We start from the raw sequence: 14,591 nt of genomic DNA on the forward strand, positions 1-14,591 counted from the left end.
GCAGAGGTCATCGAGGGCTTTCGAGAGGAACATACCACATTCCATGCCTGATCCGGACGATGCCTGGTTCCGAGGCTGGGTGAGTGAACCGAGGCTCGAACCGTACCTCCGAGCCGCGGGCCACGATGCCCGACGCGCTCGTGCGCTGTACGGATGGAACGCACGGTTGGCGTCTGCTTTCCTCCTCGACCTCGCGCATCTCGAGGTCGGTCTGCGGAACGCCTTCGACCGCGCGCTCTGCGACGCGGTCCTCGATGGCGACGACCACTGGACGGACCGCCGGACGCTCCGTCAGCTGTTCCCGGTCCAGGCGCGTCCAGATCGACACACCGGTGGGATCCGAGACGCCAACGCCATCGCGCGCCGAAGGGTGGCCGAGGCGACCGCACGGGCGCGACCAGCAGACGGAAGCACCGTGCTCCCCGGCAAGATCATCGCCGAGCTGCCGTTCGGATTCTGGGCACTGATGCCCACGGACCGTCTGGAACGGGGAGTCTGGCGACCGTACCTGCACCGTGTGTACGGACCGGGAACCCACCGCGATGACGTGCGCGACGCGCTCGACACCCTCCGACGGTTCCGGAACCGGGTCGCCCATCACGAGTGCATCATGCAGGGCGCAGAGACCCAGCGCCGTCGGCTCGTCGGGCAGGTGCGCCGGCTATCCGAGGAGGCCGCGCGCGACCTCGCTCGACGGAGCGAGGTCGCGCGACTCCTCCACGAGCGCCCGTGACGGCCGGGCGGGGGCCGCGGTGTTAGTGGTCCGTACGGCTTCGCTCCGGGGGCGTTAGGGATCCGTGAGGACGGCCGGTCGGACTCCGCGCCAGGCGCACGATCGCTTCCGGCATCCAGATCGGGTGCGGCCCCGGCTCCGGCCTCGGCCAGCTGACAACCAGGAGTTGGTCCTCGTGCTCGACGTGTTCGTCGTCCTCGGCACGGTCGCGCTGTTCGGCGTGATCGCGCTCATCGGCAAGGGGGTGGAACGCCTGTGATCGTCATCACCATCGCCGCGGCCGTACTCGGCATCGCCGCCATCGGCTACCTCGTGTGGGCGCTCGTCCGCCCGGAGCGATTCTGATGAGCGCCGCGGAGACCTGGGCGGGCATCGCGTCCGTCGCGGCACTCGTGCTGCTCCTCGTCGTCGTCCACCGCCCGCTCGGCGACCACATGGCCCGCATCTACACCCCCACGAAGCACATGCGGGTCGAGCGCGGCGTCTACCGGCTCATCGGGGTCGACCCCGACGCGGAGCAGTCGTGGCCCGCGTACCTGCGGAGCGTCCTGCTGTTCAGCGTGGTCGGCGTGTTCGCCATCTACACGCTCGAGCGCCTGCAGGCCGTGCTCCCCGCGAGCCTCGGACTCCCCGCGGTCACGCCGAGCCTGGCGTTCGACACGGCGGTCTCGTTCGTGACGAACACGAACTGGCAGTCGTACTCCCCCGAGCTCACGATGGGCTACACGGTCCAGATGGCCGGCCTGGCCGTGCAGAACTTCCTGTCGGCCGCGGTCGGCATGGCGGTCGCCGCGGCGCTCGTCCGCGGATTCGCCCGGCGACGTACCGGGACCCTCGGCAACTTCTGGGTGGACACGGTCCGCACGGTGTGGCGTCTGCTGCTGCCGGTGTCCTTCGTGTTCGCGATCGTCCTCATCGCGGGCGGCGCCGTGCAGAACTTCCTCGACCCGACCACCGTGCACACGCTCGCGGGCGGCACGCAGACGATCGCGGGTGGCCCCGCGGCGTCGCAGGAGGCCATCAAGGAGTTCGGCACGAACGGCGGCGGGTTCTTCAACGCGAACTCCGCCCACCCGTTCGAGAACCCGCAGCCGTGGACGAACCTCCTCGAGGTGTTCCTGCTGCTGGCGATCCCGTTCAGCCTGCCGCGCACGTTCGGCACGATGGTCGGCGACCGCCGCCAGGGGTACGCCATCCTCGCCACGATGGGCGTCATCTTCCTCGTCTCGCTCTCGGCGATGTCGTCACTCGAGCTCGCCGGCGGCGGCACCGCGACCCACCTCGCGGGTGCCGCGATGGAGGGCAAGGAGGTCCGGTTCGGCGTCATCGGGACGACGATCTTCAACACCTCCTCGACCATCACGTCCACCGGCGCCGTGGACGGCATGATCGACAGCCAGACCCCGCTCGGCGGCATGATGGCGATGATCAACATGATGCTCGGCGAGATCGCGCCGGGTGGGACCGGGTCCGGCCTGTACGGCATGCTCGTCCTCGCCGTCATCACGGTGTTCATCGCCGGCCTGCTCGTCGGCCGCACGCCCGAGTACCTCGGCAAGAAGATCCGCGCCCGCGAGATGACGTTCGCGTCCCTGTACGTGCTCGTCACACCGGCGATCGTCCTGCTCGGCGCGGGACTCTCCCTGGTGATCCCCGGCGTCGCGCAGCAGGTCGAGCACACCTCGATCTCCAACCCGGGCAACCACGGGTTCTCCGAGCTGCTCTACGCGTTCACGAGCGCCGCGAACAACAACGGGTCCGCGTTCGGCGGCATCACCGCGAACACGACGTGGATGAACTCGGCCCTCGCGGTCGCGATGGCCCTGGGCCGCTTCGTCCCGATCGTGCTCGTGCTCGCGCTCGCCGGGTCCCTCGCCCGGCAGGACCACGTGCCCGCCACCTCCGGGACGCTGCCGACGCACCGTCCGCTGTTCATCGTCCTGCTCGCCGGTGTCGCCGTGATCGTCACCGCCCTGACCTACTTCCCGGTCCTCGCACTGGGACCCCTCGCAGAAGGACTCGTCCGATGAGCACCATCGCTCCCGACACCGAGGACACGACCGTGTCCGACCACCCCACCCGGCGGAACGCCGCGTTCGGCCCCCGGCAGCTCGCCGCCGGCCTCCCGGGCGCCGTCCGCAAGCTCGACCCCCGCATGATGTGGGGGAACCCCGTCATGTTCATCGTCGAGGTCGGCGCCGCGCTGACGACGGTCACCGCGATCGTCGACCCCCTCTCGCACGAGCCGGCAGCGGGCGCCGCGGCCGTCCCCGCGTCCTTCACCTGGGCGATCGCGATCTGGCTCTGGCTCACGGTCGTGTTCGCGAACCTCGCCGAGTCCGTGGCCGAGGGGCGGGGCAAGGCGCAGGCCGACGCGCTCCGCAAGACCCGCAGCACGACGACGGCCCGCCGTGTCGTCGCGTACGACCGAGCCGGGGACCCCGCTGCCCACCGGGCACAGACCGAGGAGGTCGCGAGCGTCGACCTGGCCAAGGGCGACGTCGTGCTCGTCGAGGCGAACGACGTGATCCCGGGCGACGGCGACGTCATCGACGGCATCGCCTCGGTCGACGAATCGGCCGTCACGGGCGAGTCCGCCCCCGTCATCCGCGAGTCCGGCGGCGACCGCTCGGCCGTCACGGGCGGCACGCGCGTGCTGTCCGACCGGATCGTCGTGCGGATCACGTCGACGCCGGGCGAGACGTTCATCGACCGGATGATCCGGCTCGTCGAGGGCGCGGCACGGCAGAAGACGCCGAACGAGATCGCGCTCAACATCCTGCTCGCGTCGCTGTCGATCATCTTCGTCATCGTCTGCCTCACGCTCCAGCCACTCGCCGGCCTCGTCGGGTCGACCGTCAGCGTCACGGTGCTCATCGCCCTGCTCGTCTGCCTCATCCCGACGACGATCGGTGCGCTGCTCTCCGCGATCGGCATCGCCGGCATGGACCGGCTGGTCCAGCACAACGTGCTCGCGATGTCGGGCCGCGCGGTCGAGGCCGCCGGCGACATCACGACCCTGCTCCTCGACAAGACCGGCACGATCACCTACGGCAACCGCCGGGCCTCCCGGGTCGTCCCGGTCGGCGCGGTGACGGAGGCCGAACTCATGGCCGCCGCCGCGCTCTCGTCGGCCGCCGACGGGACACCGGAGGGCCGGTCGATCGTCGAGCTCGCCGCCCAGGCCGGCGCCCCGACCGGCGCTCCCGCGGGCGCGGTCGAGGTCCCGTTCACGGCACAGACCCGCATGTCCGGGGTCGACCTCCGCGACGGCACGCAGGTCCGGAAGGGTGCCGCCGCCGCGGTGCTCGACTGGGCCGGGACGGCGGACAGCGCCGTCGTCGCCCAGGTCGACGCCACCGTGGCGGAGATCTCGGACCAGGGCGGGACCCCGCTCGTCGTCGCGCGCCGGGGCGCCGACGGCACCACGGCCCTCCTCGGCGTCGTCCACCTCAAGGACGTCGTCAAGGACGGCATCGCCGAGCGCTTCGCCGACATGCGCGCCATGGGCATCCGCACCGTCATGATCACGGGCGACAACCCGCGCACGGCTGCGGCGATCGCGGCGGAGGCGGGCGTCGACGACTTCCTCGCCGAGGCGACGCCGGAGGACAAGCTCCGGCTCATCAAGCAGGAGCAGGAGGGCGGCAACCTCGTCGCGATGACCGGTGACGGCACGAACGACGCCCCGGCGCTCGCCCAGGCCGACGTCGGCGTCGCGATGAACACGGGCACGACCGCGGCCAAGGAGGCCGGCAACATGGTCGACCTCGACTCGGACCCGACCAAGCTCATCGACGTCGTGCGGATCGGCAAGCAGTTGCTCATCACCCGTGGGGCGCTCACCACGTTCTCGATCGCGAACGACGTCGCGAAGTACTTCGCGATCATCCCCGCGATGTTCCAGGTGGCGTTCCCCGGCCTGGCGGTGCTCAACGTCATGCACCTGCACAGCCCGGCGTCGGCGATCCTCAGCGCGGTCGTGTTCAACGCGCTCGTCATCGTCGCGCTCATCCCCCTGTCGCTCCGCGGCGTCACGTACCGGGCGGCGTCCGCGTCGAGCATCCTCGGCCGGAACCTGCTCGTCTACGGCCTCGGCGGCGTCATCGTGCCGTTCATCGGCATCAAGATCATCGACCTCATCGTCGGTCTCATCCCGGGCTTCTGAGCCTGGCAACGAGGAGTTCCACACCATGGCATCGACACGCACCACACTCCGCACGGCGGGCGTCGCCCTCCGTCTCACCGTCCTCAGCACGATCGTCCTCGGCGTCGGGTACCCGATCGCCGTCTGGGGCGTCGGGCAGGTCGCGTTCCCGCACCAGGCGAACGGCTCGATGGTCCGGGACTCGTCCGGCCACGTCGTCGGCTCGTCGCTCGTCGGCCAGTCGTTCACGACGCGGAAGGGCGCCACGATCGACCGTTGGTTCCGGTCGCGCCCCTCCGCGGCGGGGGACGGGTACGACGCCAACGCGTCCTCCGGCTCGAACCTCGGCCCGGACAACCCCGACCTCGTCACGGCCGTCCGGGAGCGCCGCGCCGCCATCGCGAAGGCCGACGGCGTGCCCGTCTCCGCCGTGCCGGCCGACGCCGTCACCGCGTCCGGCTCGGGCCTCGACCCCGACATCAGCCCGGCGTCCGCGCTCGAGCAGGTCGACCGCGTCGCCCACGCCCGCGGCCTGTCCGCGGCGCGGGTCCGGCAGCTCGTCGAGGACCACACCGCCGGACGCCAGCTCGGGTTCCTCGGTGACCCGACGGTGGACGTGCTCGAGCTCAACCTCGCGCTCGCCGACCTGCGCTGAGGACGACGAGCATGCAGCGGGGACGCCTCCGGGTCCTGCTCGGCGCCGCCCCGGGCGTCGGCAAGACCTACACCATGCTCGAGGAGGGCCGCCGCCTCCGCGACGAGGGCCGTGACGTCGTCGTGGCCGTGGTGGAGACCCACGGCCGCGCGGCGACCGCGGCCCTCGTCGCGGGGCTCGAGCTGGTCCCGCGGCGCACGGTCCTGCACCGCGGCGTCCGGCTCGACGACATGGACCTGGAGGCCGTGCTCGCCCGCCGCCCGGACGTCGCGCTCGTCGACGAACTCGCCCACACGAACGCGCCCGGCAGTCCGCACGACAAGCGCTGGCAGGACGTCGAGGCGATCCTCGCCGCCGGGATCGACGTGATCTCGACGGTGAACGTGCAGCACATGCAGTCACTGTCGACCGTCGTGCAGGAGATCACGGGCACGGTGCAGCGCGAGACCGTCCCCGACGCGGTCGTCCGGGCCGCCGACCAGATCGAGGTCGTCGACCTCTCGCCGCAGGCCCTGCGAGACCGGCTCTCCGACGGGCTGGTCTACCCCGCGGCCCGGATCGACGCCGCGCTGTCCAACTACTTCCGGCTCGGGAACCTGACGGCGCTCCGCGAGCTCGCGCTCCTCTGGCTCGCCGACGAGGTCGACGACGCCCTGAAGAAGTACCGCGCCGAGCACGGCATCCAGCACAAGTGGGAGGCCCGGGATCGCGTCCTGGTCGCACTCACCGGCGGTCCCGAGGGCGAGACCCTGCTCCGCCGCGGGGCACGGATCGCCGCCCGGTCCGCCGGCGGCGAGCTCGCCGCCGTGCACGTCACCACGAGCGACGGCCTCCGCGAGCGCCATCCGGGTGCGCTCGGTCGCCAGCGCGCACTCGTCGAGCAGCTCGGCGGCACCTACCACCAGGTCGTCGGGGACGACGTCCCGACCACGCTCGTGCGGTTCGCCCGATCCGTCGACGCGACCCAGATCGTGATCGGGGTGAGCCGTCGGTCGCGGGTGCTCGCCGCGCTGACCGGTCCGGGCATCGGCACGACCATCGTGCGCGAGTCCGGTGACATCGACGTCCACATCGTGACGCACAGCGCCGCCGGGGGCCGCCTCGCACTCCCCCGACTGGGCGGCAGTCTGTCGCGCTCCCGGGTCGTGGCCGCGTTCCTCCTGGCCCTCGCGATCGGGCCGCTCCTGACGTTCGTGCTGTCCTCCGTGGGCGACCGCGACGCGATCACGGTCGAGGTGCTCGCCTACCAGATGCTCGTGCTCGTCGTGGCGCTCGTCGGCGGGATGTGGCCGGCCGTGTTCGCGGCGGTGCTGTCGGGGCTGTCCCTCGACTTCTTCTTCGTGCAACCCCTGTACACGGTGACCGTGCAGCGGCCCTGGCACCTCGCGGCCCTCATCCTCTACGTGGCGAGCGCCGTCGCGGTGAGCTGGGTCGTGGACCGGTCCGCGCGACGATCGCGCGCCGCCCGCCGTGCCGCCGCCGAGTCCGCGCTCCTGGTCGGGATCGCCGGCAGCGTCCTGCGCGGGGACGACGCCCTGCAGGCACTCGTCGACCGAGCGCGTGAGGCGTTCGGGTTCGACGGTGTGCTCGTCCGGCAGGGTGAGGACATCGTCGCCGAGGCCGGCGCCGTGCATGGTGCGCCGAGCGCGACCACGCGCCTCCAGTCCGGCGGCACGGTCGAGTTCCACGGTTCCGCCGACCCGGGCGGACAGCGGTTGCTCCGCGTCGTCGAGCGGCAGATCGACGTGGCACTCGACCACCGCACCCTGGCGCGGACGGCGGGCGAGGCGGAACGGATCGCGGCGGCGGACCGGGTGCGCAGCGCCATCCTCGCCGCCGTCGGGCACGACGTGCGTCGGCCGCTGGCCGCCGCGTCGGCCGCGATCCAAGGCCTCCGCGCGCAGGACGTCACCCTGTCCGACCACGACCGGGAGGTCCTCCTCACCACCGCCGACGAGAGCCTGCGGACCCTCGGGTCACTGCTCGCGGACCTGCTCGACGTCTCGCGGGTCCAGGCGGGCGCGCTCGCCGTGGCGACCGCACCGATCGGCGTCGACACCGTCGTCGCACCGGCGCTCGACGAGCTCGAGCTCGGCCCGGGCGCCGTCGACCTCGACCTGCCCGCCGAGCTCCCGCCGGTCCGTGCCGACGCGGTGCTGCTGCAGCGGGTCGTCGTGAACCTGCTCGCGAACGCCGAGCGGTACGCCCCCGCGGGGACCCGCGTCCGCGTGGCGGCCAGTGCGTTCGGCGGCATGGTCGAGCTGCGCATCGCGGACCAGGGCCCGGGCATCCCACCGGAGCGTCGGGACGACGTGTTCATGCCGTTCCAGCGACTCGGGGACACGGACAACGACACGGGGCTCGGCCTCGGACTGGCGCTCGCCCGCGGGTTCATCGAGGCCATGGACGGGTCGGTCGAGGTCGACGACACCCCGGGCGGCGGCCTGACCGTCGTCGTGCGGCTCCCCATCGCGGGACACCTCGGCGTCGGAACCGTCACCACGCACACGCACGGCACGGCGACGAGCACGTGACGGGGCCGTACCGCGCCTCCCGGTCGCTGGCGCGCGAAGCGGGCCGAGGGAGGAAGATCGGAGCGTGAAGACACTGGAGTTGCCACAGACCGACCTGACCGCGTCCGACATTGTGCTCGGACTCATGCGGATCACCGACATGTCCGACGAGGAGATCCGCACCCTCGTCGGCACCGCCCGGGACGCCGGGATCACGATGTTCGACCACGCGGCCGTGTACGGCGGCGCGATGCACCACTGCGAGCGCCGGTTCGGCGAGGCGCTCGGACTCTCGTCCTCCGAGCGGGACGAGATCGTCATCCAGACCAAGGTCGGGATCCGCGACGGGTACTTCGACTTCTCGAAGGAGCACATCCTCGAGTCGGTCGACGGCTCGCTCGAGGCCCTGCACACCGATCACATCGACGTCCTGCTCCTGCACCGGCCCGACGCACTCGTCGAGCCCGACGAGGTCGCCGCGGCGTTCGACGAGCTCCACACGGCCGGCAAGGTCAAGCACTTCGGTGTCTCGAACCACACGCCCGGTCAGGTCGAGCTCCTCAAGCGCTCGGTCCGGCAGCCGCTCGCGTTCAACCAGGTGCAGCTGAGCATCACGCACGCGAACCTCGTCGCGCAGGGCGTCGCCGCGAACATGGCCGGGCTCGAGCAGTCGGTCGACCGTGACAACGGCATCCTCGACTACTCGCGCCTCAACGACATCACCCTGCAGGCGTGGTCGCCGTTCCAGAAGGGGTTCTTCGACGGCGTGTTCCTGGGCGACCGCGAGCAGTACGGGGAGCTCAACGACGTCATCGACGAGCTCGCCGACGCGTACGACTGCACCCCGACCGGCATCGCCGTGGCCTGGATCACCCGCCACCCCGCGCAGATGCAGGTCGTCCTCGGCACGACGAACCCGCAGCGTGTGCGGGACTCGGCCGCCGGGTCGGACGTCCGGCTGTCGCGGCCGGACTGGTACCGGCTGTTCACCGCCGCCGGGCACCTGGTCCCGTAGCGGGGCGCTCGGCGTCGCACCGCGTTCGTCCCGTTGCACCGCGCGATCCCGTGGTGCAACGGGAACCGCGCGGTGCGACGTCCGCGGAGGTCGTCAGCGCCCGATGGTGTCGAGCTCCTCGAGCGCGTCGGCGGGCAACTCGATGCCCGCGCCCTCGACGTTCTCGTGCAGGTGCTGCACCGACTTCGTGCCCGGGATGAGCAGCATCACCGGCGAGCGCTGCAGCAGCCAGGCGAGCGCGATCTGGAGGGGCGACGCACCCAGGCGCGCCGCCACCCGTCCCAGCGTGTCCGACTGGAGCGGGTTGAAGCCGCCGAGCGGGAAGAACGGCGTGAACCCGATGCCGAGCTCCGCGCAGCGGTCGACGAGCGCGTCGTCGTCGCGGTGCGCGAGGTTGTAGTGGTTCTGCACGGTGGCGAACGGGGCGATGCTCCGGGCCTCCTCGAACTGCGCCATCGTCACGTTGCTGATGCCGAGGTGCCGGATGCGGCCCTCCTGCTGGAGTTCGACGAGCGCTTCGTACGGCTCGGCGATCGAGCCCTCCTCGGCACCGAACGCCCCGCCGACGCGGAGGTTCACGACGTCCATGGCCTCGACGCCGAGGTGCTCGAGGTTCTCGTCGATCGCCTCACGCAGGTCCTCGCGGCCGAGCGCCGAGGGCCAGTCGCCGTCGGCCGTCCGCCGCGCGCCGACCTTCGTGACGATGTGCAGTCCCTCGGGGTACGGGTGCAGGGTCTCGCGGATGAGCTCGTTGACCGTGAACGGGCCGTAGTAGTCGCTCGTGTCGATGTGGGTGATGCCGAGCTCGATCACGGCGCGGAGGACCTCCTCGGCACCCTGGCGATCCTCGGGCGGACCCATCACCCCGGGTCCCGCGAGCTGCATCGCACCATAGCCGAAGCGGGTCACGGTGAGGTCGTCGGCGAGGGTCAGGGTTCCACCGGGGAGCGTCGTCATGCCGTCGATGGAACTCCCGGCGCCTGGGGCGACACCCAACCGCCCCGGTACCCCGTTCCGAACACCCTGCACAGCGACACGCAGCGATCGGCGAGAGGGAAGAGGTGGTCGACGTGGCTCCGACACCGTTCTGGACCGTGGCCTACACCGAGTCCGGCAGCACCGAGGTCGCGGTGGCCGTGCTCGGTGCGTGCGACCGTGAGGACGCCGTGCGGCGTGCGCTCGACGTGCTCGGCGTCGGGGTCACCGTCGTCTGGGTCGAGCCCCGACACGACGCCGCCGTCGCGGCCTGACCGCCCCGGCCGAGGGCGTCACCGGCAGGCCCGCGGCCTGACCGCCCCGGTCGGCAGCGTCAGCCGAACAGGCGCCGGGAGGCGATCGCCGCGCCCTCGACGAGTGCGCCGAGCTTGGCCCACGCGACGTCGGTCGCCACGAACTCGTAGCTCGCGAAGGTGGCGAGCCCGCAGTCGGTCCCCGCGATGACGCGCGCCGGGTCGCCCACGGCCTCGGCGGCCTCGACGATCCGGTTCGCCACGACCTGCGGGTGCTCGAGGTAGTTGGTCGTGACGTCGATGACGCCCGGGATCAACAGGGCGTCGTCGGGCAGCGGGTGCTGCCGGAAGGCGGGGAGTTCGTGCTGGTGGGCGGGGTTCCCGAACGGGATGCTGAACGCCCCGACCTCGGCCCGGTACAGGTGCTCGAGCAGCTCGTCGACGGGGACGTCGTCCTGGTGCGGGCCCTGCCAGTTGCCCCAACAGACGTGGAGCCGCACGCGGTCCTTCGGGATGTTCCGGAGGGCCCGGTTGATCGCCTCGACGTGCAGGTCGACGGCGGCCAGGAACTCGTCGAGCGTCGCGTCGCCGAAGTGGATGACCCGCTCCATGGCGAGGTCCGGGGCGTCGAGCTGCAGCGTGTGCCCGCGTGCCACGATCTCCTCGTACTCGACGCGGAGCTCCTCGGCGAGCGCGAACACGTACTCGCGGTGGTCGCCGTAGTGGGGGTTCGCCTCGTCGAGGAGCAGGGTCGTCGCGACGATGCCCGGGGTCGCGGCGGACACGAACGTGCCCGCGGGACGACGCCCGGCCTCGGCGTTCCGCGCCAGCTCCCGTTCGAACGCGTCGAGGTCGGACCGGACCCCGGCACGCTCCTCGTCGTAGTGGAGCAGTCCCTGCGCCAGCGGGGTGTCCCAGACCCGGGCGAACTCGGCGCCCTCGTCGATCTGCCGTGCCTGGAAGGCGGCGTACTCCGGGAACTTGATCGAGTCCAGCGTGGGCTTGCGGTGGCCGACCCCGCCGAACCCGTCGATGCGGTCGCGGATGTAGGTCGAGAACCCCACCCGAGGCACCTCACCGTCGTTGACCACGTCGAGACCCGTGGTGAGCTGCTGCTCGACGGTGTGCGCGAGCACGCGGTCGGTCTCCGCACGGAGCGCGTCGACGTCGATGTCGTGACCCTGATCGCGTGCCACGAGCAACCGGGTGAGCTCGGGGGAACGCGGGAGGCTCCCGGTGTGCGTGGTGAGGATGCGGTCGGTCATGGGTCGATCCTGCCGCACCCCCGGGACCCCCGACGACCGACCGTCACCGAGGGCAACACCGCGGGCCGGCGCCAGCCCGACGACCGGGTTCGCCGGTGTCAGTCCCCGAGCTGGTCGTCGCGTTCCTCGTCGCGGAGGTCGTCCTGCAGCTCCTCCTCGGTGAGGCCGCGGCCCACGACCGGCGTGCGGAACACGCTCGGGGCCGCGGGGTCCTCGTCCTCGAAGTCCGCGTCGTCGAAGTCGACGCCCTCGGGCAGACCGCCCTCGGGATCGCCACCGCCGGGTGTCAGGGGTTCCATCATCGACATGTTCCGAGCATGCTCCTCGGACGGCCCGCCGCGCCCGGGGCCGCGGCGGGCCGTCACCCGCTGTTCACCCGAGCTCGGGTCAGTGGTCCGGGAGGCGCGGCCGACGGCACCGCCGTCGCACCGAGGGAGCACGCTGGGTGCACACCACCCAGCGACTCCCCGAGGAAGAGGAACGCCATGCCCGTCCTGGACCGATTCGACATGACCGGACGGACCGCCGTCGTCACGGGTTCGACCCGGGGGCTCGGCAGGGCCTTCGCCACGGCCCTCGCGGAGGCCGGGGCGAACGTGGTGGTCGTCGGGCGGGACGCGGACGCTGCCGCGACCGTCGAGGCCGAACTCGGCGCGCTCGGTGCCGACGTCCTGACCGTCCTCGCGGACGTGACCCGCCGCGAGGACGTCGAGCGGCTCCTCGCCGCCGCGGTCGACCGGTTCGGGCGGGTCGACGTCCTCGTCAACAACGCGGGCGCCTGCATCCACAAGCCCGCCCTCGACGTGACCGACGAGGAGTGGCACGAGGTCATGAGCGTCAACGTCGACGGGCTCTGGATCGCGAGCCAGGTCTTCGGGCGGCACATGATCGAGCGGGGTGGTGGATCGATCGTCAACGTCGGATCGATGTCGGGTGCGATCGTCAACCGCCCGCAGTGGCAGCCCGCCTACAACGCCTCGAAGGTGGCCGTCCACCATCTCACGCGGAGCCTCGCTGCCGAGTGGGCGCCGATGCACGTCCGCGTGAACGCCATCGCCCCCGGCTACATGCGGACGGACATGGCACCCGTCGACGCTCCCGAGTTCCACCGGCACTGGATCGAGGACACACCGCAGCAGCGCGCCGGGGAGCCCGACGAGCTGGGGCCGGCGATGGTGTTCCTGGCGAGTGACGCATCGAGCTTCGTGACCGGGTCGGTGCTGACGATCGACGGCGGCTACACCGTCTTCTGATCGCCACGCTCGCCACGAGCGAGACGGGTGTTCGCCTGCCGGGCCGCCGCCGTCATCCGTTCCAGGAACGCGATGACGGTCGTCAGTTCCGGATCCGGCGTGTCACCGAGCGACGCCGCGATCTCCGCACCCGCGAAGGCGAGGAACGCGCGGGCCTGTTCCCGGGCCTCCCGGACGGGCCGGAGCGTGACGCGACGGCGGTCGCTGCCCTCGCGCGATCGCACGATGTGCCCGGCGGCCTCGAGACGGTTGAGCAGCACGGTCGTCGCACCGGAGGTCATGCCGATCTGCCGGGACAGCTCCGCAGGCGACAGCGGCGTACCTGCTTCGTCGGCCCAGATGATGTTGCCGAGCGCGTTCGCGTCCGAGGTCGGGAGGCGCATCCACGTCGACAGGTGTTGGTTCAGCTCCGTGAAGCCGACCGCCCAGTCGCGCAGCCGGTGCATGACGGCGACCTGCGCCTCCGTCCAGTCGACGGTCAGCGGATCGGTTCCCACCGGGCGACTCCTTCACTCTGTAGTAGCTTCACTGTAAAGCACGGCAGTTGGCTGCGCCGACGGAGGAGGACGCCGTGGACCGCAGGCACGTAGTGATCTCGGGAGCGAGTATCGCAGGACTCTCGGTCGCCCACTGGCTCCGTCGGGCGGGCTGGGCGGTCACCGTCCTGGAACGGGCACCGGAGTTCCGCGACGGCGGACAGAACGTCGACGTCCGCGGCGTCGCGCGGGAGGTCCTCGACCGCATGGGGCTGTTCGACGCGGTGAAGGCGCAGAACACGACCGAGACGGCCACCGTGCTCGTCCGCGGGGACGGGAGCGTCCGTGCGACGCTGCCGTCCGACGGGACCGACGGCGCGACGGCGGAACTCGAGGTCCTACGCGGTGACTTCGCGCGCGTCGTGCTCGACTCCCTGCCTGCCGACGTCACGTTCCACCACGCGGAACAGATCGAGCACGTCGACGACCTGGCGGACAGCGTGCGGGTGACGACCAGGTCGGGCCGGACGCTCGACGCCGACCTGCTCGTGATCGCCGAGGGCGTGCGGTCCACCACGCGCGACCTGCTCTTCGACGACGTGCGTCGCGACGACCTCGGCGTCACGATGGTGTTCGGCACGATCCCGCGCACCGACGCCGACGACGACCGCTGGCGCTGGTACAACGCGGTGCGCGGGCGGCAGGTCCACCTCCGGCCCGACAACCACGGCACGACGCGCGCGATCCTCGCGCACGGCCGCGGCGAGGACATCGCCGGACTCGACCGCGACGCCGTCATGGCCCACCTCCGCGACCGGTACGACGACGCCGGCTGGGAGGCGCGGCGCGTGCTGGACGGGTTCGCCACCTCCGACGACGTCTACGTCGACCAGCTGACGCAGATCCGCATGCCGACGTGGCATCGCGGCCGGGTCTGCCTGGCCGGCGACGCGGCGTGGTGTGTCACGCCGATGGGCGGCGGCGGCGCCTCGCTCGCCCTCACGAGCGGGTACGTGCTGGCGGCATCGCTGTCCGACCCGGAGACCCGGACACTCGACGACGCGCTCGCGGCGTACGAGTCGTGGATGCGGCCGCTCGTCGACGACGTGCAACACCTGCCCCGCGGCATCCAGTACTTCGCCTATCCGCAGAGCCGGCTCGGACTCGCGATCCGCGAGGGGCTCGACCACGTGCTCACCAGCCCCCTGTTCGCCCCGCTCGCCGCGCGGCTCACGCGGGTCGCCGAGACGGATCGACCGCTGCCGCCGATCGTCGTCGACGCGCCCTAGCGTGGCGAACTGGCCG

The 14,591-nt window shown here is 71.8% G+C and carries 14 protein-coding genes; 10 read left to right on the plus strand and 4 right to left on the minus strand.

Translation table 11 applies throughout. From position 1 onward, the window contains the following. Positions 1-79: 79 nt before the first annotated feature. From DEI82_RS06955 to DEI82_RS06990, 7 genes are all read left to right on the plus strand, one after another. A complete protein-coding gene (locus tag DEI82_RS06955) occupies positions 80-733 on the plus strand; it encodes a CAAX protease (RefSeq protein WP_111036282.1) in 654 nt (217 codons plus the stop codon). A gap of 255 nt (positions 734-988) precedes the next feature. Then, positions 989-1,078 carry a potassium-transporting ATPase subunit F gene (locus DEI82_RS06965; RefSeq protein ID WP_111036285.1) on the plus strand — a complete coding sequence of 30 codons (90 nt, stop codon included), beginning with the start codon at positions 989-991 and terminating at the stop codon, positions 1,076-1,078. Continuing rightward, a complete protein-coding gene (kdpA, locus tag DEI82_RS06970; protein WP_111036287.1) occupies positions 1,078-2,763 on the plus strand; it encodes a potassium-transporting ATPase subunit KdpA in 1,686 nt (561 codons plus the stop codon). The genes DEI82_RS06965 and kdpA overlap by 1 nt, the downstream gene beginning before the upstream one ends. Further along, positions 2,760-4,901, plus strand: coding sequence for a potassium-transporting ATPase subunit KdpB (gene kdpB / locus DEI82_RS06975; protein WP_111036289.1), 2,142 nt, complete (start codon positions 2,760-2,762; stop codon positions 4,899-4,901). The genes kdpA and kdpB overlap by 4 nt, the downstream gene beginning before the upstream one ends. A gap of 25 nt (positions 4,902-4,926) precedes the next feature. Continuing rightward, positions 4,927-5,535 carry a K(+)-transporting ATPase subunit C gene (gene kdpC / locus DEI82_RS06980; RefSeq protein WP_111036291.1) on the plus strand — a complete coding sequence of 203 codons (609 nt, stop codon included), beginning with the start codon at positions 4,927-4,929 and terminating at the stop codon, positions 5,533-5,535. 11 nt (positions 5,536-5,546) lie between these two features. Further along, positions 5,547-8,069: an ATP-binding protein gene (locus DEI82_RS06985; protein ID WP_111036293.1), complete on the plus strand. Its 2,523-nt coding sequence runs from the start codon at positions 5,547-5,549 to the stop codon at positions 8,067-8,069. 64 nt (positions 8,070-8,133) lie between these two features. Beyond that, the gene (locus DEI82_RS06990) at positions 8,134-9,063 is read left to right on the plus strand and encodes an aldo/keto reductase family oxidoreductase (protein WP_181435135.1); all 930 of its coding nucleotides are present in this window, start codon (positions 8,134-8,136) and stop codon (positions 9,061-9,063) included. A gap of 93 nt (positions 9,064-9,156) precedes the next feature. Here DEI82_RS06990 and DEI82_RS06995 read toward each other — a convergent pair whose 3' ends face one another. Continuing rightward, a complete protein-coding gene (locus tag DEI82_RS06995) occupies positions 9,157-10,020 on the minus strand; it encodes an oxidoreductase (protein WP_111036294.1) in 864 nt (287 codons plus the stop codon). A gap of 113 nt (positions 10,021-10,133) precedes the next feature. Between DEI82_RS06995 and DEI82_RS07000 the strand changes: the two genes are divergently transcribed. Continuing rightward, on the plus strand, positions 10,134-10,313 hold the full coding sequence (locus tag DEI82_RS07000; RefSeq protein WP_146242854.1) for a hypothetical protein: 180 nt from the start codon (positions 10,134-10,136) through the stop codon (positions 10,311-10,313). Positions 10,314-10,372: 59 nt separating this feature from the next. Here the strand turns inward: DEI82_RS07000 and DEI82_RS07005 are convergent, their stop codons facing one another. Together DEI82_RS07005 and DEI82_RS07010 are read right to left on the minus strand one after the other, a co-directional pair. After that, positions 10,373-11,557 (minus strand): methionine synthase, encoded by a 1,185-nt coding sequence (locus tag DEI82_RS07005; protein ID WP_111036297.1) that lies wholly within the window; start codon positions 11,555-11,557, stop codon positions 10,373-10,375. 98 nt (positions 11,558-11,655) lie between these two features. Continuing rightward, positions 11,656-11,865: a hypothetical protein gene (locus DEI82_RS07010; protein WP_111036298.1), complete on the minus strand. Its 210-nt coding sequence runs from the start codon at positions 11,863-11,865 to the stop codon at positions 11,656-11,658. Between the two features lie 177 nt (positions 11,866-12,042). Here DEI82_RS07010 and DEI82_RS07015 point away from each other — a divergent pair, with 177 nt between their 5' ends. After that, a complete protein-coding gene (locus DEI82_RS07015; protein ID WP_111036299.1) occupies positions 12,043-12,810 on the plus strand; it encodes an SDR family NAD(P)-dependent oxidoreductase in 768 nt (255 codons plus the stop codon). On the opposite strand, the gene DEI82_RS07020 is transcribed toward DEI82_RS07015, so the two are convergent. Further along, positions 12,795-13,307 (minus strand): MarR family winged helix-turn-helix transcriptional regulator, encoded by a 513-nt coding sequence (locus DEI82_RS07020; RefSeq protein WP_258371992.1) that lies wholly within the window; start codon positions 13,305-13,307, stop codon positions 12,795-12,797. The two genes, DEI82_RS07015 and DEI82_RS07020, sit on opposite strands and share 16 nt — an antisense overlap. A gap of 74 nt (positions 13,308-13,381) precedes the next feature. On the opposite strand from DEI82_RS07020, the gene DEI82_RS07025 reads away from it, so the two are divergent. Continuing rightward, the gene (locus DEI82_RS07025) at positions 13,382-14,575 is read left to right on the plus strand and encodes an FAD-dependent monooxygenase (RefSeq protein ID WP_111036300.1); all 1,194 of its coding nucleotides are present in this window, start codon (positions 13,382-13,384) and stop codon (positions 14,573-14,575) included. Positions 14,576-14,591: the final 16 nt, after the last annotated feature.

Origin of the sequence: Curtobacterium sp. MCBD17_019 (genome assembly GCF_003234555.1) — a bacterium.
Taxonomy (GTDB): domain Bacteria; phylum Actinomycetota; class Actinomycetes; order Actinomycetales; family Microbacteriaceae; genus Curtobacterium.